We start from the raw sequence: 731 nt of genomic DNA, 5'->3' as shown, positions 1-731 counted from the left end.
AGGGATCACCGCTGTTAAAATTTGCGGTGGAAAGTGAGCTTTAGCGCTTGCTGTCCACCTCAGGGCGTGTTGTTATAAGGTTTTGGATAGCCACTCTTCTTTTGTTATTTTATAAAGAACGTGCTCTTTCAATTTAATATTATTAACTAATGGGTGTTGGAAGTTTTGCTCTGTATTGGTCATTTTTATACGCTCCATAACTTTCACCGAAGGTTTATTCACAACTGCTGTAAATGAAACAACACTAGCAATATTTAAGTCACTAAATGCAAACTCTAAAACTTTCTCAGCAGCTTCTGTAGCATAACCTTTACCCCAAAATTTTTTTGATAAACGCCAGCCAATTTCTGTTGCTGGACTTATTTCAAGTTCTGCGGGTGAATTATGTAAACCAACAAAACCCATAAATTTATTCGATTGCTTTTCTTCTACAGCCCAAAGTCCCCAACCACGTTCAGATATTAATTGCGAAAGTTTTAAAGCTAAATTGGTACTTTCAATTTCAGTTAAAGTGTTTGGAAAGTATTCCATTACATCTTTACATGCGTTTAACTCTGCAAACGGAATATTATCTTCGCTCTTCCACTGTCTTAAGATCAAACGTTCTGTCGCTAAACTTTTAATTGGATTCATATGCAAACTCGATTGACCTTATAGACATAATGACTCCCACACGGTGTTAGCCTCCGCTTTTCGTGGGTTAGCTTAATTCAAAGCCAGAGCCATAATTA

At 36.8% G+C, this 731-nt stretch carries 1 protein-coding gene; it reads right to left on the bottom strand.

Going from position 1 to position 731, the window contains the following annotated elements; genetic code table 11:
- Window positions 1-72: 72 nt before the first annotated feature.
- Window positions 73-633 carry a GNAT family N-acetyltransferase gene (locus NRL14_RS20775; protein WP_011042469.1) on the bottom strand — a complete coding sequence of 187 codons (561 nt, stop codon included), beginning with the start codon at window positions 631-633 and terminating at the stop codon, window positions 73-75.
- Window positions 634-731 lie beyond the last annotated feature (98 nt).

It is taken from the genome of Pseudoalteromonas sp. 20-92, from assembly GCF_030847595.1.
GTDB lineage: Bacteria > Pseudomonadota > Gammaproteobacteria > Enterobacterales > Alteromonadaceae > Pseudoalteromonas > Pseudoalteromonas fuliginea.
Note: the sequence above shows the minus strand (reverse complement) of the source record. Positions and strands in the feature narration are given on the sequence as shown.